This window comes from Paracoccus binzhouensis, assembly GCF_016446475.1.
Taxonomy (GTDB): Bacteria; Pseudomonadota; Alphaproteobacteria; order Rhodobacterales; family Rhodobacteraceae; genus Paracoccus; species Paracoccus binzhouensis.
The window spans coordinates 1-18,352 of the sequence record NZ_JAEHFP010000089.1 but is presented as its reverse complement, the minus strand read 5'-3'; the positions used below and the strand labels follow the sequence as shown (position 1 = coordinate 18,352).

Sequence of the window (18,352 nt, the reverse complement as noted above, 5' to 3'; positions counted from 1 at the left end):
CCCGCGCCCTGCGGCAAGGTCGAGGCATTGCCGGTCGCCCCCCCGGGCGTCTCGGGCGTGCCGGGCGCCACCGGCGCGGTGGGCGCCGTCCCGGCCACCGGGGTCAGCTCGCGGCCCGCCGCGGCGGCCAGGAAGCTGTCGCCGGGCACCTTACGCTCCTGCTTCAGCTGTTCCAGCCGGGGGGCGGCTTCCTCGCGCGGCATCGGGCCAAGCGCGATGCCCACCCAGCCATCGGCCAGCGGGAAGGTCACGACATCGGGAAATTGCGCGCCCCAGCCCTCGGCGCTGGCGCGGGCGGCCTCGGCGCCGCGCTTGGCCTCGATGCGGATCACCACGTCCTCGGCCTGCGCGGCCGGGACGAGCGCCAGCGGCAGAGCCGCACCGATGACGAATGCAAAGCGCCGCATGGGCATGTCCCTCTCATTGACCCTGCGCCGCCCTCTGCCTAGAAGGCGGCAGACATTTCCTGCCAGTTATGCCGAAGGAAGCCCCGATGACCAGCCCAAAGGACAATCAGACGGCGAAACCCGTCTGCTTCCAGGACGTGATCCTGCGCCTGCAATCCTATTGGGCCGAACAGGGCTGCGCGGTGCTGCAACCCTATGACATGGAGGTCGGCGCCGGCACCTTCCACCCAGCCACGACGCTGCGCTCGCTTGGCGCCCGGCCCTGGGCGGCGGCCTATGTCCAGCCCTCGCGCCGCCCGACCGATGGCCGCTATGGCGAGAACCCGAACCGGCTGCAGCACTACTACCAGTATCAGGTCATCATCAAACCCTCGCCCCCGAACCTGCAGGAGCTGTATCTGGGCAGCCTCAAGGCCATCGGCCTCGACCCGATGGTCCACGACGTGCGCTTCGTCGAGGACGACTGGGAATCCCCCACGCTGGGCGCCTGGGGCCTGGGCTGGGAGGTCTGGTGCGACGGCATGGAAGTCAGCCAGTTCACCTATTTCCAGCAGGTCGGCGGCCACGACTGCAAGCCGGTCTCGGGCGAGCTGACCTATGGGCTCGAACGGCTGGCCATGTATGTGCTGGGGGTCGAGCATGTCATGGACATGCCCTTCAACCGCCCCGAAAGCCCGATCCCGCTGAGCTATGGCGACGTCTTCCGCCAGGCCGAGCGCGAATATTCGCGCTGGAACTTCGACCAGGCCGATACCGACACGCTGCTGCAGCACTTCAAGGATGCCGAGGCGGAATGCGACCGCATCCTCTCGGCCCCGGAAACCGACGCCGCCGGCCGCACCATCCCGATGGCGCATCCGGCCTATGACCAGGCGATCAAGGCCAGCCACCTCTTCAACCTGCTGGACGCGCGCGGCGTGATCTCGGTCACCGAGCGCCAAGCCTATATCGGCCGCGTCCGCGCGCTGGCGAAACGCTGCGCCGACCTGTTCGTGACCACGTCCGCGGCTACGGGCGAGCCGCTGCCCGCCTTCCCCGCCGGAGCCTGAGACGGTGAGCGGCAAGATCATCGCGATCTTCTTCGCCCTGCTGGTGCTGGTCGCCGGCGCTGGCATGTATTACCTGCAGGTCTATCATTATTACCGCGAGGTCTCCGACCCGCCGCAAAGCATCGCGCTGGCCGGCGGGCCGGTGCTGCCGGTCCGCGACTATCGCGGCATCTATTCGGTCAGCTCGCCGCTCGCCGACCGCGCCTGCTTCAGCACCGACCCGGCGGCGGCCCAGGGCGCGCAGGTCTATGCCGCGCCGACGCCGCTGATCCCGCCGCGCTGGTTTCGCTGCTTCGACCCGGCCGCGCTGACCGAGGACCTGGCCGCCGGCCGTGCCACCGCCTATCTGGCGCAGCACGACGTGGTGCCCAAGATCGACAATGTCATCGCCGTCTATCCCGACGGGCGCGCCTACGCATGGCGCCAACTGAACGAAGAAGCCGAAGAGAAAAGGACCATCGACTGATGCCCGACTTGCTGATCGAACTCTTTTCGGAAGAAATCCCGGCCCGGATGCAGGCCCGCGCCCGCGAGGACCTGAAGAAACTCGTCACCGACGGCCTGGTCGAAGCCGGGCTGACCTATGCCTCGGCCGGTGCCTTCTCGACCCCGCGCCGCCTGACCCTGACCATCGAAGGCCTGACCGCCCACAGCCCGACCACGCGCGAGGAACGCAAGGGCCCGCGCACCGACGCCCCCGACGCGGCGCTGCAAGGCTTCCTGCGCTCGACGGGCCTGACAAAAGAGCAACTGGAGGCGCGTGACGACAAGAAGGGCCAGGTCTGGTTCGCCGTGATCCAGAAGCCCGGCCGCCCGGCATCCGAGATCGTGGCCGAGGTGCTGGAAGCCACCATCCGCAACTTCCCCTGGCCGAAATCCATGCGCTGGGGCGCAGGCTCGCTGCGCTGGGTCCGGCCGCTGCATTCCATCATCTGCCTGCTCTCGGACGAATCCGGCGCCGCGGTGGTGCCGCTGGAAATCGAGGGCATCGCCGCCGGCAACAGCACCCGCGGCCACCGCTTCATGGCCCCCGATGCCTTTGCCGTCTCGGGCTTCGACGATTACGCCGCCAAGCTGCGCCGCGCCAAGGTCATGCTGGACCCCGCCGAGCGCGAGGCCGCGATCCGGCAAGAGGCCGCGAACCTCGCCTTCGCCCGCGGCTGGGAGATCATGCCCGACGACGGGCTCTTGACCGAGGTCGCCGGCCTCGTCGAATGGCCCGTCCCCCTGATGGGCGCCATCGAGGACCGCTTCCTGACGCTGCCGCCCGAGGTGCTGCAAACCTCGATGAAGGAGCACCAGAAGTTCTTCTCGGCCCGCAATCCCAGGACCGGCCGCATCGAGGGCTTCGTCACCGTGGCGAATATCGAGACCCCGGACCATGGCGAGACGATCCTCAAGGGCAACCAGCGCGTGCTGGCGGCGCGCCTCTCGGACGCGGCCTTCTTCTGGGAGAACGACCTGCGCGAGGCGCGCGCGGGCATGGGTGACTGGGCCGAGGGGCTGGCGCACGTCACGTTCCAGAGCAAGCTCGGCTCGCAGGCGGATCGGGTTCAGCGCATCGCCGCGCTGGCGCGCGAGATCGCGCCGCTAGTCGGCGCCGACCCGGACCAGGCCGAGGACGCCGCCCGGATCGCGAAACTCGACCTGCGTTCCGCCATGGTCGGCGAGTTCCCCGAGCTGCAAGGCAGCATGGGCCGCTATTATGCGCTCGAGGCCGGCAAGCCCGCCGAGGTCGCCGACGCCGCCCGCGACCACTACTCGCCGCTGGGGCCATCCGATGCCGTGCCCACGGCGCCGGTTTCGGTGGCGGTGGCGCTGGCCGACAAGCTGGACACGTTGACGGGGTTCTGGGCGATCGACGAGAAGCCGACCGGCTCGAAAGACCCCTTCGCGCTCCGCCGCGCCGCACTGGGGGTGATCCGGCTGGTGCTGGTGAACGGGGTGCGGGCGTCGCTTCTCAAGCTTTTTGCGCCGTATATCTGGCTTCTTCGCGCCCCCGCCCAGTTTGGAGAAACAATCAACCCGGTCGTTGACCTGCTGGATCGCGCCAAGAAAGCCGATGTGAACAGCGTCACCATCGACCAACTCGTTGCCGAATGGTCGAGCCGCGTCGAAGATGGCTCATCAAAGCTGACGCAGATCCAAGAAGATTCTCATAAAGCCGCCACCGACCTCCTCGCCTTCTTCCACGACCGCCTCAAAGTCTACCTGCGCGACCACGGCATCCGCCACGACATCATCGACGCCGTCCTCGCCATGCCCGGCAACGATGACCTCGTGCTGCTCGTCAACCGCGCCACCGCGCTGAACGACGTCTTGAAGACCGAGGACGGCACCAACCTGCTGCAGGGCCTCAAGCGCGCCGGCAACATCCTCGCCCAGGCCGAGGAGAAGGACGGCGTCGAATACAGCTTCGGTGCCGACCCGAAATTCGCCGAGACCGACGAGGAACGCGCCCTTTTCGCCGCCCTCGACAAGGCCGAGCCGGCGATCCGCGAGGCCGTGCGGCTCGAGGATTTCCAGGCCGCGACCCAGGGCATCGCCAGCCTGCGCGCGCCCATCGACGCCTTCTTCGAGGCGGTGCAGATCAATACCGACAACCAGATCACCCGCCGCAACCGGCTGAACCTGCTCTCGCGCATCCGCGAGGCCGGCCGGCTGATCGCGGATTTCGGCCGCATCGAGGGCTGACCCCGCGCCTGGCGGGGGGCGGCCCCGCCCCTTCACCGTTCCGAAAATACTCCGGGGGAGCGCCTCCGGCGCCCCGGCCGCGGCGCAGGAGACGCGGGGGCAGCGCCCCCTGCCGCCCGCTCTTCGCACTTGCAGCAATGCGCCGGCCATGCCTAATGTGACGGCACCATGACCGCGCTGACAGATCCCGGAGCCATCGTCGAAATCACCCCCTCGGCGGGGATCCAGACCGCACGCCACGGCTGGCGCGCGAAATGCCTGCAGCGCCTGATCCGCATGGAGCTGCCGGTCCCCACCAGCTTCGCGCTGTCGGCCGAGGCGGTGCGCGCCATCGCCGCCGGGCAGATGCCCGACCGCGCCCGCCTCGCCGCCATCATCGAGCGCGCCGACGGGCTGGTCAGCGTGCGGCCCTCGGCGATGAACCCGGCCTGGGGCGGGCCGGGCACGGTGCTGAACGTGGGCATCAACCACGACTGCCACGCCCGGCTGGTGGAAAGCCGCGGCAAGGCGGCGGCCGACGCCATCTATCTGGGCTTCGTGCAATCCTATGCCATCCATGTCGCCCGGCTCGACCCCGACATGTTCTCGGACAGCGAGGGCGGGCTCGAGGCGGCGCTGCGCGCCTATGAGGACGAGACCGACGAGGAATTCCCCCAGGATCCGGCCCGGCAGCTGGCCGAGGTGCTGCGCTCCATGGCGCGGGCCTGGGACGGGCCGACCGCCCGGCTCCTGCGCCAGGCCAAGGGCGCGCCCGCCATCGCGCCGCTGGGGCTGGTGGTGCAGGACATGGCGCTGGCCATCGGGCCGGGCGTCACCGGCTCGGGCACCATCCAGTTCGTCGACAGCGTGACCGGCGTGCCGCGCATCACCGGCCGCTTCCGCGGCCAGAGCCAGGGCCGTGCGAAGGGCGAGGGGGCCGAGACGCTGTACCTGACCCGCGACCCGCGCGGCCCCTCGCTGGAAGAGGCCGCGCCCGAGGTCTTCGCCGACCTAGTCCGCTTCGGTGTCGCCGCGCGCGAAAGGCTGCGCGAGGAGATGCAGATCGAATTCGTCGTTTCGGACAGCCGGCTGGCGATCATCGACGCGGTCCGGGTCAGCCGCAGCTCGCGCGCCAGCGTCCGCATCGCCGTGGCGCTGGCCCGCGACGGCATCATCCCGGCGGAAGAGGCGGTGATGCGGGTCGAGCCGCGGGCGCTGTCGGACCTGTTGCACCACCAGGTCGATCCGCGCGCCCCCCGCGACATTATCGCCCGCGGCATCAATGCCAGCCCCGGTGCGGCGACCGGCCGCATCGTCTTCACCGCCGCCGCCGCTCAGGCCGCCGAGGCGCGCGGCGAGCGCTGCGTGCTGGTGCGGCGCGAGACGGTGCCCGAGGACATCCGCGGCATGCACGCCGCCGTTGCCGTGCTGACCGAGCGCGGCGGCATGACCAGCCACGCGGCGGTGATCGCCCGCGGCATCGGCCTGCCCTGCATCGTCGGCGCCAGCGGCATCTCGATCGACCCGCGCGCCCGCACCATGCTGGTCGGCGGCCGCATCTTCCGCGAGGGCGAGGAGATCACCATCGACGGCACCTCGGGCGAGGTGCTGGCCGGCGCCGCCGAGATGCTGGAGCCGGCGCTGGACGAAAGCTTCACCCAGCTTCTGGAATGGGCCGACGCGCATTGCCGCATCAAGGTGCGCGCCAATGCCGACACGCCCGAGGACGCCCGCACCGCCCGCATGTTCAACGCCCAGGGCATCGGGCTTTGCCGCACCGAGCACATGTTCTTCGACGACGAGCGGCTGCCCGCCATGCGCGAGATGATCTTCGCCGGCCAGCCCGAGGACCGCCGCCTGTCGCTGGAACGCCTGCTGCCCATGCAGCGCAGCGATTTCGCCGCGCTGTTCGAGATCATGGCCGGCCTGCCGGTCACCATTCGCCTCTTCGACCCCCCGCTGCACGAATTTTTGCCACATGACCGCGAGGGGATGCGGGAACTTGCCGAATCGCTGGACCTGCCCTTGTCGGACGTGACCCGCCGGGTCGAGGCGCTGTCGGAATTCAACCCGATGCTGGGCATGCGCGGCGTGCGGCTGGGCATCACCGTCCCCGAGATCTATGACATGCAGGCCCGCGCCATCTTCGAGGCCACCATCGAGGCCAGCCATAACGGCGACCCGGTGGTGCCCGAGATCATGATCCCGCTGGTCAGCGCCCGGCGCGAGGTCGAGCTGGTCAAGACCCGCATCGATGCCGTGGCCGCCGCCGTCCGCAACGAGACCCGCAAGGATTTCACCTATCGCCTGGGCGTCATGGTCGAAACGCCGCGCGCCGCGCTGCGCGCCGGCGACATCGCCGAGCATTCGGCCTTCTTGTCCTTCGGAACCAACGACTTGACGCAGATGACCTATGGGCTGTCGCGCGACGATGCCGGCCGCTTCATGGGTATCTACGTCAACCAGGGCGTCTATGCCGAGGATCCGTTCCACATCCTGGACCAGGACGGGGTGGGCGAGTTGGTCGCCATCGGCGCCGACCGCGCCCGCAGCCACAAGCCGGGCATCACCATCGCGGTCTGCGGCGAGCATGGCGGCAATCCCGAATCGATCGCCTTCTGCCTGCGGGCGGGGGTGAACTATGTCTCGTGCTCGCCCTTCCGGGTGCCGGTGGCGCGGCTTGCTGCGGCGCAGGAATCGATTCTCATGGCGCGCGAAGAGGCGGAATCGGGGTCCGGCACCAGGTCCTAGGACCAGCCGGTTTTGGCCGGAATTCGCCCGTTGAGGTTTTCCCCATCGGCGGGTTTCCGCCAAAATCAAGCAAATTCAATCGAATCCGGCCTCTCACGCGCATGTGGGCTGGATCGGTCTTCGTGGTTTCGGGCCTTTAACGGTCAGTTCACGGCCCAGAACGGGTCTCCCCCGACGAAACTGACCGGGTCTGCTCCCCGGACCGAAAACAGGACCAACATGTCGTTCAACAAGTCATGGCTGGCGCGCGTTTCCGTGTGTGTTGCCGTCGCACTCTCGTCTTTCGCCGCCGTTCCCGCCCTGGCTGACGCCCAGCACCAGGCTGCCCAGGAAGCCCGGAAGGACATCAAGATCGTCCGCACCGCCACCGGCCTGCACCAGATCAGCCAGCGCGATCTGCAATGCCTGTCCGAGGCGCTCTATTTCGAGGCCCGCGGCGAGGGCGTGGACGGCCAGCGCGCCGTGGCCGAGGTCATCCTGAACCGCGTCGACCATCCGCGCTTTCCCAAGACGGTCTGCGGCGTGGTCAACCAGCGCGGCCAGTTCACCTATAACAAGAACGCCCGCATCCGCGAGAAGGGCACCTTCGCCCGGGTGCAAAAGGTGGCCATGGCCGCCCTGGCCGGGGCGCCGCGCACGCTGACCAACGGAGCGACCTATTTCCACGCCCGTGGCGTCAGGCCGTCCTGGTCCAAGCGCTTCGAGCGCACGATCCGCATCGGCAGCCATACCTTCTATCGCTCGGATCGCCGGCTGGCCTCGAACTAGGGTCGCAGGCTGACGCATTCCTTCCGCGCAATTCGCGGCCCTGTCCCTTGCGGCGGGGCCGTTTTCCTGAAAACACGGGCGGCATGGACCAGCCAGACCGCATCCACCTGCGCGACTACATCGTCTCGGCCGAGATCGGGGCGTTCCAGACCGAGCGGGGCCATCCGCAGCGGCTGCGCTTCAACATCGACGTCGAACTGGCGACCCATGTCGTCGGCGTCAATGACGAGGTGGACCGCATCCTTTCCTACGACATCCTGACCGGCGCGGTGGCGGCCGGGCTGGCGGATCGCCGCTACGACCTGCTCGAAACCCTGGCCGAGAAGATCGCCGCGCAGATCCTGGCGCATCCGCGCGCCGCGCAGGTCTCGGTCACGGTCGAGAAGCTGGACCGCATTCCCGGCGCGCTGGGGGTGACGCTGGTGCGCTGCCAGGCGCGGGTCGAGGCCGACGACATCGCCGCACCGATCCGGGTAATCTTCCACGGTCGCGACCTGGCGCTGCCCGAGGGCGCGGTGGCGCTGGTCCCCGACGCGCCGGGCCTGCCCCTGCCGCAGGGCGGCAATGCGCGCGAGATCGCACTGCTGGCGCTGGACCAGGCCGCCTGGGCGCTGGCCGGCCATCTGGGCCTGACCGTCGCCGACAGCCGCACCGAACTGGACTGGGCGGCGAGCGAGGGCCGCGCCGTGGTCTGGGCGCCCGCCCGCATGGTGCGCGACGTGGCCGGCCTTGCCGCCGATCCGCAGGCGCTGGCGCCGTGGCTGGCCGAGCGGCTGGGGGCAAGCCGCCTCGACTGGGCGCTGCCGCCGGGCGTGGCCGAGCCGCTGCTGCCGGCGGGTTTTCGCATTCCGACCGGGCGCATCTGATCTTCGCGCTTGAATCGGCCGCCGGCCGGCGTAGAGACCGAAGGCATGAGCGATTATTTCCGCCCCATCCCTTGCGAGACGGGCCGCTGGCAGCTGGCCGGCGGCTGGGTGCGCTTCTCGCAATTCGAGCTTCTGCGCCGCGGGCAGGCGCCGCGCGTGGTGGACAGCGCCCCCGAGCCGGTGCTGGCGGCGCTGACCGCGCCCCGCGCGCCGCTGCTGGGCTTGTCGCTGGACCGGCCGCGGATCATGGGCATCGTCAACGCCACGCCCGACAGCTTCTCGGATGGCGGGGCCTATGACGGGGCGGCGCAGGCGCGGCTGCTGGCCGGGCAGGGGGCTGACATCCTCGACATCGGCGGCGAATCGACCCGGCCCGGGGCGCGCGAGGTGCCGGTGGCCGAGGAGATCGCCCGCGTGATTCCCGCCATCGCCGCGGGCCGCGCATTGGCGGCGGTGTCGATCGACACCCGCAAGGCCGGGGTGGCGCAGGCCGCCATCGCGGCCGGGGCGGGACTGGTCAACGATGTCTCGGGCTTCGACTTCGACCCGGCCATGGCGGGGACGGTGGCTGCGGCGGGCGTGCCGGTCTGCCTGATGCACGCCCAGGGCATCCCCGAGACGATGCAGGACAACCCGACCTATGGCGACGTGCTGCTGGACGTCTACGACGCCCTGGCCGAGCGCATCGCCCTGGCCGAGGCGGCGGGCATCCCGCGCGACGGGATCGTGATCGACCCCGGCATTGGTTTCGGCAAGACGCAGGCGCATAATCTGGCCATCCTGCGGCGGATCTCGCTTTATCACGGGCTGGGCTGCGCCGTGCTGCTGGGGGTGTCGCGCAAGCGGTTCATCGGCAGCCTCGGCGGGGCCGAGCATCCGGCGAGCCGGGTGGCGGGCACGCTGGCGGTGACGCTGGCCGGGGTCGCGCAGGGCATACAGATCCACCGCGTCCACGACGTGGCGGAAACACGGCAGGGCCTCGCCCTCTGGCGGGCCGTGACCATGGAAACGAGTTGAGCGGGGCAAGATGAGCAGGAAACTTTTCGGCACCGACGGCGTCAGGGGCCGCGCCAACACCCATCCGATGACGGCCGAGATGGCGCTGCGCCTGGGCGCCGCCGCCGGCCGCTATTTCCGCCGCAAGGGCGAGGATCATCACCGCGTGGTCATCGGCAAGGACACCCGCCTCTCGGGCTACATGCTGGAGAACGCGCTGACCGCCGGGCTGACCTCGACCGGCATGAACGTGCTGCTGCTGGGCCCGGTGCCGACGCCGGCGGTGGGCTACCTGACCCGCTCGATGCGGGCGGATGTGGGCATCATGATCTCGGCCAGCCACAACCCGGCGCATGACAACGGCATCAAGTTCTTCGGTCCCGACGGCTTCAAGCTGTCCGACGAGGCCGAGGCCGAAATCGAGGCCATCGTTGCCGGAGAGATCATCCCGGCGCAGCCGCAGAATATCGGCCGCGCCAAGCGCATCGACGACGGGCGCGGGCGCTATGTCGAATATGCCAAGACCACCTTCCCGGCCGGCCAGCGGCTGGAGGGGCTGAAGGTGGTGGTGGATTGCGCCAACGGTGCCGCCTATCGCGCCGCGCCGGACGTGCTGTGGGAACTGGGCGCCGAGGTGGTCCCGCTGGGGGTTTCCCCGAACGGCCACAACATCAACGACGGGCTGGGCTCGACCCATCCCGAGGCCTGCGCCCGCGCGGTGCTGGAGCATGGCGCCGACATGGGCATCAGCCTGGACGGCGATGCCGACCGGGTGATGATCGTCGACGAAAAGGGCCAGGTGGCGGATGGCGACCAGATCATGGCGCTGCTGGCCGACCGCTGGGCGGCGCAGGGCCGGCTGCGCGGCGGCGCGCTGGTGGCGACGGTGATGTCGAACCTGGGGCTCGAACGGTTCCTGCAGGGCCGTGGCCTGCGGCTGGAGCGCACCGCCGTCGGCGACCGCTACGTGGTCGAGCGGATGCGCGGCGCGGGCTTCAACCTGGGCGGCGAGCAGTCGGGCCATATCGTGATGACCGACTATGCCACCACCGGCGACGGGCTGATCGCCAGCCTGCAATTCCTGGCGGCGCTGGCGGATGCCGGCCGGCCGGCCTCGGAGCTGGTGGCGCAGTTCGAGCCGGTGCCGCAGCTGCTGAAGAACGTGCGCTATGCAGCCGGGGCCGATCCGCTGTCGGTCGACGCCGTCAAGGCCGAGATCGCCCGGGCCGAGGCGCGGCTGGACGGCTGCGGCCGGGTGCTGATCCGCAAGTCCGGCACCGAGCCGCTGATCCGCGTCATGGCCGAGGCCGAGGACGAGACGGTGCTGCGCGAGGTGGTCGAGAACATCGTCGCGGCGGTCGAGCGGGCGGCCTGACTCTCCGAGAGGTCGCGCCGGTGGCGGCTGGCGTCTTCTTTGCTCCTCAAATACCCAAGCGGCGGTAACGCTGGCGCGGTCGCATGGGTATTTGAGGAGCAAAGAAGCCGGGCGGCTGCTTTCCTAGACCGCCGTCGGGTCGTAGTCGTAGAGCCAGGCGAAACGCTCGATCAGCCGGGCCGGGGCGAGGCGCGAGACGGCGCGCAGCCCGGCATGGGCGACGGCGCGGGTCGGGCCGCGCAGGTGGTAGTTGCGGGCATTGGCATTCGCCGCCTCGACGATGCGCTGGCAGCGCGGCTGGCGCAGGGACTGGAAGCGCGCCAGCGCGGCTTCCTGATCCGGGCCGGTATCGAGGCAGGCGGCCAGCACCCAGGCATCCTCGATCGCCATGACCGCGCCCTGGGCCATGAAGGGCAGGGTCGGATGCGCCGCATCGCCGATCAGCGCCCGCCTGCCGTCCTGCCAATGCGCGGCGACCGGGTGGCGGAAGAGGCCCCAGATGCCGACCCGCTCGACCCGTTCCAGCCAGCCGGGCACCGGGCCGCCGAAGCGCGCGAAGGCGGCGCGCAGTTCCGAGGGCTCGCCGGAGATGGACCAGCCTTCCTCGTGCCAGTCGGGGCGCTCGACCACGGCGACGATATTGCGCTGGCCCTGGCCCAGCGGATAGCTGACCAGGTGCCGGCCCGGTCCCATGAAGACCTGTGCCACGGGGGCGGCATCGGACTCGGCCGGGATCAGCGCCCGCCATGCGGTCTGGCCGGTGAAGAAGGGTGTCTCGGCGCCGTTCAGCGCCGGGCGCAGGCGGCTTTTCACCCCGTCGGCGCCGATCAGCAGCGGCACGTCGGGCAGCGCGGTCACATCATGGCCAAGCTCGATCCGGGCGCCGGCCTCGCGGGCCGCCTGTTCCAGCAGCGCGACCAGCCGGGCGCGGTGGACAAGGCGGAAGCGGTCCTGCGGGCGATGCCGGGCCAGGTCCAGCACCGCGACCGGCCGGCCGGCGGAATCGCGCAGCTCGACCCGCTGCGACGGCGCCGAGATTTCCCGGAAGCGCGGCCAGAGCCCCAGCGCCTCGATCACCCGCACCGCGTTGGGCGAGATCTGCAGCCCCGCGCCGACCTCGCGCAGCGCGCCGGCGCGTTCCAGCACGGTGACGGCAAAGCCACGCTGCGCCAGTGCGCAGGCGGCGGTCAGGCCGGCGATGCCGGCGCCGATGATGGTGACGGGGGGCCGGGTCAGCGTCGCACCTCGGCGCTGGCGATGGCAAGGAATTCGTCCAGCTTGTCCTGTGGCAGGCCGGCGGCGCGCAGCACCTCGGCGGCGAAGGTCACGGGCGCGGTGCCGGGGGCGGTGATGATGCCGCCATCGGCCACCGCATGCGGCAGGTCGCGGTAATGGCCGACCGCGCTATAGCCGGGCAGCCAGTGACGCAGGAAATCCAGGCTGTTCGAGGTGTGGTCGCGCCCGTCCAGCAGCCCGGCGCGGCCGAGCGCCAGCGTGGCGGCGCAGATCCCGGCGACGGTCTGGCCGCGGCCATGTGCCGCACGCAGCATCTCGGCCAGGTCCGGGGGCGCATCGCCCGTCCAGCTTTCGCCGCCGCAAAGGACGATCACCTCGTCCTCGCGCGGCACCGCATCCTCGAGCCCGGTCACCGTCAGCCCGCCCATCGAGCGGATCGTGCCGCCGCCCGGCGTGACGTGGCGGACCCTCAGCCCGTAGAAATCCCCGCCGATGCCCGAGATCAGCGGGGTCTCCCAATCCGCGAACCTGTCGGGCAACAGGATCATCACGGGTTTCAGGCTGTCGTCCGGCATGCTTGCTCCCTCGGGTTGCGACGCCGGGGCGGCCGCGGGCTTAGTCGTCGCGGTGCACGCGCTCGCGCCGCTCGTGGCGCTCCTGCGCCTCCAGCGTCATGGTGGCGATGGGGCGCGCGTCCAGCCGCTTGAGGCTGATCGGCTCGCCGGTCATCTCGCAATAGCCGTATTCGCCGGTCTCGATGCGGCGCAGGGCGGCGTCGATCTTGGCGACCAGCTTGCGCTGGCGGTCGCGGGTGCGCAGCTCCAGCGAGCGGTCGGTTTCCTCGGAGGCGCGGTCGGCCAGGTCGGGCACGTTGCGGGCGCTGTCCTGCAGACCTTCCAGCGTCTCGGCGGACTGGTCCAGCAGCTCCTGCTTCCATGCGATCAGCTTGCGGCGGAAATATTCGAGTTGCCGCTCGTTCATGAAAGGTTCGTCTTCGGCGGGGCGATAATCTTCGGGCAGAAAGGTCTGGGCTTTCATCGTTCCTCCGGGAGCCGGGCGACTGGATGCCCGATCCTTGGCGCCCGCATAAAGTATGGCAGGCCAATTGTCACTAGGCCATTCCGTCAGGTTTTGTCCGCGGCTTGCGAAGCCGGCGGCTGCTGGCTAGGGTCGCGCAGATTGCGCAAAGGACAGGCGGATGCAGTTTTCCTCGACCGAAACCTATGTAGCGCCCCCGGATCTGGCCATGGCGGTCAATGCGGCGATCACGCTGGAACGCCCCTTGCTGGTCAAGGGCGAGCCCGGCACCGGCAAGACCGAGCTGGCGCGGCAGGTCGCCGCAAGCCTGGGCCTGCCCATCGTCGAATGGAACGTGAAATCGACCACCCGCGCGCAGCAGGGGCTTTACGAATACGACGCCGTGTCGCGGCTGCGCGACAGCCAGTTGGGCGAGGCGCGCGTTCACGACATCGGCAATTACATCCGCAAGGGCAAGCTGTGGCAGGCCTTCGAGGCGCCGGGCAAGGTCGTGCTGCTGATCGACGAGATCGACAAGGCCGATATCGAGTTTCCGAACGACCTGCTCCAGGAACTCGACCGCATGGAGTTCCACGTCTACGAGACCGGCGAGACGGTGGTGGCCCGGCATCGGCCGGTGGTCATCATCACCTCGAACAACGAGAAGGAGCTGCCGGACGCCTTCCTGCGCCGCTGCTTCTTCCACTATATCCGCTTTCCCGATGCCGAGACGCTGAAGCGCATCGTCGAGGTGCATTATCCCGGCCTGAAGCGCCGCATCCTGGACGAGGCGCTGAGCCAGTTCCTGGAGCTGCGCGAGGTGCAGGGGCTGAAGAAGAAGCCCTCGACCAGCGAGCTTCTGGACTGGCTGAAGCTGATCCTGGCCGAGGACCTGTCGCCCGAGGACCTGCGGCGCCCGGCCGGTGAGATGCTGCCCAAGCTGCACGGCGCGCTGCTGAAGAACGAGCAGGACGTGGCGCTGTTCGAGCGGCTGGCCTTCATGGCCCGGCGTCAACGCTGAGGGCGCCAGCGATGATCCGCGAGCTGCGCCCGGAGGATCGCGAGCAATGGCAGGGGCTCTATGAGGGCTATCAGGCCTTCTACGGCTTCCACGACCGCCCGGCGGCGTTCTACGACAGGGCCTTCGCGCGGCTCGTCTCGGGCGATGCGCGCGACTTTCACGGGCTGGTCTGGGACGAGGGCGGCCGGCTGCTGGGGCTGACGCATTACGTCTTTCACCCGAACCTCTGGCGCGACGAGGGGGTCTGCTACCTGCAGGACCTGTTCACCGCCCCCGAGGCGCGCGGCCGCGGCGTGGCGCGGGCGCTGATCGAGGCCGTCTATGCCGAGGCCGACCGGGCCGGCGTGCCCGCGGTCTACTGGCTGACGGCCGAGGACAACTATCCGGGGCGGATGCTTTACGACCGGGTGGCGGCGAAATCGCCGTTCATCCGCTACAACCGCAAGCTCTGACATGCAGAAGGGCGGCCCCGGGGCCGCCCTCTGGCATCACCGTCCCAAGTGATCAGCGCAGGCCTGTGGCCTTCAGCAGGCCCTTCCTCTTGGCCTCGTAGTAATAGCCGCGGGCATACCATTTGACGGCGGCGTCCTTGTTGCCATCGGCGACCATATAGGCGCCGCGCAGATACTTGACCCCGTATTTCAGGTTGGTCTCGGCATCCAGCAGCCCCTCGGCGCTGCCGCGATAGCCCATGCCGCGCGCCGTGGCCGGCAGGATCTGCATCAGCCCGTAATAGGGGCCGTTGCGGGCGCCGGGGCGATGGCGCGATTCGCGGATGATGACCCGATGCACCAGATCGACCGGCACATCGTATTCGGCGGCGTATTTGTTGATGAGCCGCCGCAGCTCCGGGGTCTCGTTGGCATGCAGGCCCACGGTCTCGGCGGCCGAGGCGCGCGGTTCGACCAGATAGCGGCGGTCGGGGTCAACCCGGTTGTCGCCGCAGGCGCCGACGGCTAGCACACCGCTCAGCACCAACAGACCGATCGTGGATTTCATGGCTGCCCTCGTGTTTTCGTTGACCAAGGGATTAGCCACAGCCGCGAGAGTCGGGGAATTCAAAAGAACGGGCCGCCCCGGTCGGGACGGCCTGTCGGCGGAATTTCGCCGTAGAGTTGCGGCAGTTTCGGTGGCGATCCGCCGATCCGGCCGGATCAGGCGTGGATGGCACCGTCGCCGCAGGCCAATGCCGCCTCGCGCACCGCTTCCGAGCAGGTCGGATGCGCGTGGCAGGTCAGGGCGATGTCCTGGGCCGAAGCGCCGAATTCCATCGCCACGCAGACCTCGTGGATCATCTCGCCGGCATTCGGGCCGATGATGTGGCAGCCCAGCACACGGTCGGTCTCGGCATCGGCGATCAGCTTGACGAAACCGTCGGCCTGGAACAGCGCCTTGGCCCGGGCATTGCCCATGAAGGGGAACTTGCCCACCTTGACCTTGCGGCCGCCTTCCTTCGCCGCTTCCTCGGTCAGGCCGACCGAGGCGACCTCGGGCGTGGTGTAGATCACGCCGGGGATCACCTCGTAATTCACATGGCCGTGCTTGCCGGCGATGACCTCGGCGACCGCCATGCCCTCGTCCTCGGCCTTGTGGGCCAGCATCGGGCCGGGCACCGCATCGCCGATGGCATAGATGCCGGGAACATTGGTCTGCCAATGCTTGTCGACCTGCACGAAGCCGCGATCGGTCAGCGCCACGCCCAGCTTGTCGAGGCCAAGCCCCGCCACATAGGGCCGGCGGCCGGTGGCGACCAGCACCGTTTCGGCCTCGATGGCATGTTCGCTGTCGTCCTTGCGCAGCTTGTAGCTGACCCTGGCCTTGTCGCCCTCGACCTTGGCGCCCTGCACGGCGGCGCCGAGCACGAATTTCAGCCCCTGCTTCGCCAGGATCTTCTGGAATTGCTTCTGCACCTCGGCGTCCATGCCGGGGGTGATGGCGTCCAGGTATTCGACCACCGTCACCTGCGCGCCCAGCCGGGCATAGACCGAGCCGAGCTCCAGCCCGATCACGCCGGCGCCGATCACCACCATGCTTTTCGGGATCTTCGGCAGCGCCAGCGCCCCGGTGGAATCGACCACCACGCCGGCCGCATTGTCGACCTCGACCCCCTTCAGGCTGGCCGGCTCCGAGCCGGTGGCGATGACGATGTTCTTCGTCTCGTGGGTGGTGTCGCCGACCTTGACCTTGCCGGGCGCCTCGATGCTGGCCCAGCCCTTCAGCCAGTCGATCTTGTTCTTCTTGAACAGGAACTCGATGCCCTTGGTGTTGCCGCCGACCGTCTCGGCCTTGTAGCCCTGCATCTTCTGCCAGTCGACCTTGGGCGCGGCGCCGACCAGGCCCATCTTCTCGAAGTTCTCATGCGTCTCGTGCAGCATGTGGCTGGCATGCAGGAGCGCCTTCGAGGGGATGCAGCCGACGTTCAGGCAGGTGCCGCCCAGCGTCTCGCGCCCCTCGGCGCAGGCGACCTTCAGGCCCAGCTGGGCGGCGCGGATCGCGCAGACATAGCCGCCGGGACCGGCGCCGATCACGATCAGGTCATAGGTGGACATTCGGGTCTCCTTGCATCGGCCGGCCGCTGGCGCCGGCGCGGTTCACGTAAACAGGCTGGTGACGATCATCACCAGGGTGGCGACAAATCCGACCGCCCAGATCAGCGAGCGCCAAGGCGACCAGCCGAAGGCATAGGCGGGGACATAGAGGATGCGCGCCAGCAGGTAGAGCCAGGCGCAAAGCACGGTCAGCGGGCCGCCGGCATCGGACAGCACCACCAGAACCACGGCGATGGTGAACAGGGCCAGCCCCTCGAAATGGTTGTTCACCGCGCGGCGCAGCCGGCCGGTCAGCACCGAGAATTCCGGCTGCCGGTCGCGCGGTCCGGCATTCCATTCCGCGCCCAGGTCGCGGTTCATCGCGGCGCCGGCCAGGCCGATCTGCACCGCCTGCAACAGTGCGGCCAGGGCCAGGGCGGTGGTCTCGGCGGCCATCAAGCGGTCTCGACGAAGTGGAATGCGGTGGCCGAAACGCCGGCCTGGCTGTTGAACACCCCCGCCGCGCCGTCCAGATAGGCCCTGGCGGCCGCAGCGTCGCCCACCTGGAAAAGCGCCCAGGCGCTCTGGTCGTTCTCGCGCCAGAGCTGCAGCAGCGACAAGCCGTTGTTGCCGCGATCCTCGGCATCGGCGTCGAAGGCGGCCTTGAAGGCGGCATAGCCGGCGACGGTGTAATGGGCGATCAGCTGGGTCATGGGACAATCCTCTGTTGCGGCCCGGCTTCCCGTCTGGATGAGCGGCAAGGCGGCCCCGTGCGGGACAACGGAAACCGGCCGGAAAGAGTTGCGCGGATGCGCGGATGGCAGGGATGCGCGCGCGCCCCGGGCGGGTCGGGGCGCGGCCGGGCCGCGCCCCAAGGCGATCACAGATCCATCAGCAGGCGGCGGGGATCCTCCAGCGCCTCCTTGACGCGGACCAGGAAGGTCACGGCGCCCTTGCCGTCCACGATGCGGTGGTCGTAGCTCAGCGCCAGATACATCATCGGGCGGATGACGATCTGGCCGTCGACCACCACCGGACGGTCCTGGATCTTGTGCATGCCCAGGATGCCCGATTGCGGCGGGTTCAGGATCGGCGAGGACATCAGCGAGCCGTAGACGCCGCCATTCGAGATGGTGAAGGTGCCGCCCTGCATCTCGGCCATGGTCAGCTTGCCGTCGCGGGCGCGGGCGCCCAGTTCGGCGATCTCCTTCTCGATCTGGGCGAAGCTCTTCTGGTCGGCATCGCGCACCACCGGCACCACCAGGCCCGAGGGCGTGCCGACGGCGACGCCTATGTGGACGAAATGCTTGTAGACCACGTCGCTGCCGTCGATCTCGGCATTGACCTCGGGCACTTCCTTCAGCGCGTGGCAGCAGGCCTTCACGAAGAAGGACATGAAGCCCAGCTTGACCTTGTGCTTCTTCTCGAACTGATCCTTGTAGGTGTTGCGCAGGTCCATGATGCCCTTCATGTCCACCTCGTTATAGGTGGTCAGCATCGCGGCGGTGTTCTGCGCGTCCTTCAGCCGGCGGGCGATGGTGGCGCGCAGGCGGGTCATCCTGACCCGCTCCTCGCGCGCGGCGTCATCGGCCGAGCTGGGCGCGCGCGGTGCCTGGGCAGGGGCCGGGGTGGGCGAGGCGGCGGCGGGCGCTGCGGCCGCGCGGG

Annotated in this window: 18 protein-coding genes and 1 pseudogene; 10 read left to right on the top strand and 9 right to left on the bottom strand. The window is 69.4% G+C overall.

All coding sequences use genetic code 11. The annotated features are described in order from the left end of the window. Window positions 1–407 (bottom strand): annotated as a pseudogene (locus I9P22_RS17695) (peptidoglycan-binding domain-containing protein); the annotation flags it as partial. Window positions 408–493: 86 nt separating this feature from the next. On the opposite strand from I9P22_RS17695, the gene I9P22_RS17690 reads away from it, so the two are divergent. The 8 genes from I9P22_RS17690 (at window position 494) to glmM (ending at window position 10,885) form a co-directional block, all read left to right on the top strand. Continuing rightward, a complete protein-coding gene (locus I9P22_RS17690; protein ID WP_199260813.1) occupies window positions 494–1,456 on the top strand; it encodes a glycine--tRNA ligase subunit alpha in 963 nt (320 codons plus the stop codon). A 4-nt stretch (window positions 1,457–1,460) separates the two neighbouring features. Then, a complete protein-coding gene (locus I9P22_RS17685) occupies window positions 1,461–1,922 on the top strand; it encodes a DUF6446 family protein (protein ID WP_199260812.1) in 462 nt (153 codons plus the stop codon). Further along, window positions 1,922–4,150: a glycine--tRNA ligase subunit beta gene (glyS, locus tag I9P22_RS17680; protein ID WP_199260811.1), complete on the top strand. Its 2,229-nt coding sequence runs from the start codon at window positions 1,922–1,924 to the stop codon at window positions 4,148–4,150. Before I9P22_RS17685 ends, glyS begins: the two co-directional genes overlap by 1 nt. Before the next feature lie 168 nt (window positions 4,151–4,318). Next, on the top strand, window positions 4,319–6,880 hold the full coding sequence (locus tag I9P22_RS17675) for a putative PEP-binding protein (RefSeq protein ID WP_199260810.1): 2,562 nt from the start codon (window positions 4,319–4,321) through the stop codon (window positions 6,878–6,880). A gap of 219 nt (window positions 6,881–7,099) precedes the next feature. Further along, entirely contained in the window at window positions 7,100–7,648 is a 549-nt protein-coding gene (locus I9P22_RS17670; protein WP_199260809.1) for a cell wall hydrolase, read from the top strand. Between the two features lie 83 nt (window positions 7,649–7,731). Continuing rightward, on the top strand, window positions 7,732–8,514 hold the full coding sequence (locus I9P22_RS17665; protein WP_199260808.1) for a dihydroneopterin aldolase: 783 nt from the start codon (window positions 7,732–7,734) through the stop codon (window positions 8,512–8,514). Window positions 8,515–8,559: 45 nt separating this feature from the next. Beyond that, the gene (gene folP, locus I9P22_RS17660) at window positions 8,560–9,531 is read left to right on the top strand and encodes a dihydropteroate synthase (protein ID WP_199260807.1); all 972 of its coding nucleotides are present in this window, start codon (window positions 8,560–8,562) and stop codon (window positions 9,529–9,531) included. 10 nt (window positions 9,532–9,541) lie between these two features. Further along, window positions 9,542–10,885, top strand: coding sequence for a phosphoglucosamine mutase (glmM, locus tag I9P22_RS17655; RefSeq protein WP_199260806.1), 1,344 nt, complete (start codon window positions 9,542–9,544; stop codon window positions 10,883–10,885). 123 nt (window positions 10,886–11,008) lie between these two features. Here glmM and I9P22_RS17650 read toward each other — a convergent pair whose 3' ends face one another. The 3 genes from I9P22_RS17650 to dksA are packed head-to-tail and all read right to left on the bottom strand — an operon-like array spanning window position 11,009 to window position 13,159. Then, a complete protein-coding gene (locus I9P22_RS17650; RefSeq protein ID WP_199260814.1) occupies window positions 11,009–12,121 on the bottom strand; it encodes an FAD-dependent oxidoreductase in 1,113 nt (370 codons plus the stop codon). After that, a complete protein-coding gene (locus tag I9P22_RS17645) occupies window positions 12,118–12,696 on the bottom strand; it encodes a DJ-1/PfpI family protein (protein WP_199260805.1) in 579 nt (192 codons plus the stop codon). Before I9P22_RS17645 ends, I9P22_RS17650 begins: the two co-directional genes overlap by 4 nt. A 40-nt stretch (window positions 12,697–12,736) precedes the next feature. After that, window positions 12,737–13,159, bottom strand: a complete 423-nt coding sequence (gene dksA / locus I9P22_RS17640; RefSeq protein WP_024842929.1) for an RNA polymerase-binding protein DksA — start codon at window positions 13,157–13,159, stop codon at window positions 12,737–12,739. A gap of 160 nt (window positions 13,160–13,319) precedes the next feature. On the opposite strand from dksA, the gene I9P22_RS17635 reads away from it, so the two are divergent. Both I9P22_RS17635 and I9P22_RS17630 read left to right on the top strand, forming a co-directional pair. After that, window positions 13,320–14,159, top strand: a complete 840-nt coding sequence (locus I9P22_RS17635; protein WP_199260804.1) for an AAA family ATPase — start codon at window positions 13,320–13,322, stop codon at window positions 14,157–14,159. Between the two features lie 11 nt (window positions 14,160–14,170). Further along, window positions 14,171–14,611: a GNAT family N-acetyltransferase gene (locus I9P22_RS17630; protein ID WP_199260803.1), complete on the top strand. Its 441-nt coding sequence runs from the start codon at window positions 14,171–14,173 to the stop codon at window positions 14,609–14,611. Window positions 14,612–14,663: 52 nt separating this feature from the next. Here I9P22_RS17630 and I9P22_RS17625 read toward each other — a convergent pair whose 3' ends face one another. The 5 genes from I9P22_RS17625 to odhB all read right to left on the bottom strand — a co-directional run. Next, on the bottom strand, window positions 14,664–15,158 hold the full coding sequence (locus I9P22_RS17625) for a lytic transglycosylase domain-containing protein (RefSeq protein ID WP_199260802.1): 495 nt from the start codon (window positions 15,156–15,158) through the stop codon (window positions 14,664–14,666). A 155-nt stretch (window positions 15,159–15,313) separates the two neighbouring features. Then, window positions 15,314–16,708: a dihydrolipoyl dehydrogenase gene (gene lpdA / locus I9P22_RS17620; RefSeq protein WP_199260801.1), complete on the bottom strand. Its 1,395-nt coding sequence runs from the start codon at window positions 16,706–16,708 to the stop codon at window positions 15,314–15,316. A 42-nt stretch (window positions 16,709–16,750) separates the two neighbouring features. After that, a complete protein-coding gene (locus I9P22_RS17615; RefSeq protein WP_199260800.1) occupies window positions 16,751–17,143 on the bottom strand; it encodes an MAPEG family protein in 393 nt (130 codons plus the stop codon). Beyond that, window positions 17,143–17,400 carry a hypothetical protein gene (locus I9P22_RS17610; protein ID WP_199260799.1) on the bottom strand — a complete coding sequence of 86 codons (258 nt, stop codon included), beginning with the start codon at window positions 17,398–17,400 and terminating at the stop codon, window positions 17,143–17,145. Before I9P22_RS17610 ends, I9P22_RS17615 begins: the two co-directional genes overlap by 1 nt. Window positions 17,401–17,567: 167 nt before the next feature. Further along, the coding region (gene odhB, locus I9P22_RS17605) for a 2-oxoglutarate dehydrogenase complex dihydrolipoyllysine-residue succinyltransferase (RefSeq protein ID WP_199260798.1) at window positions 17,568–18,352 on the bottom strand (785 nt) is incomplete at its 5' end.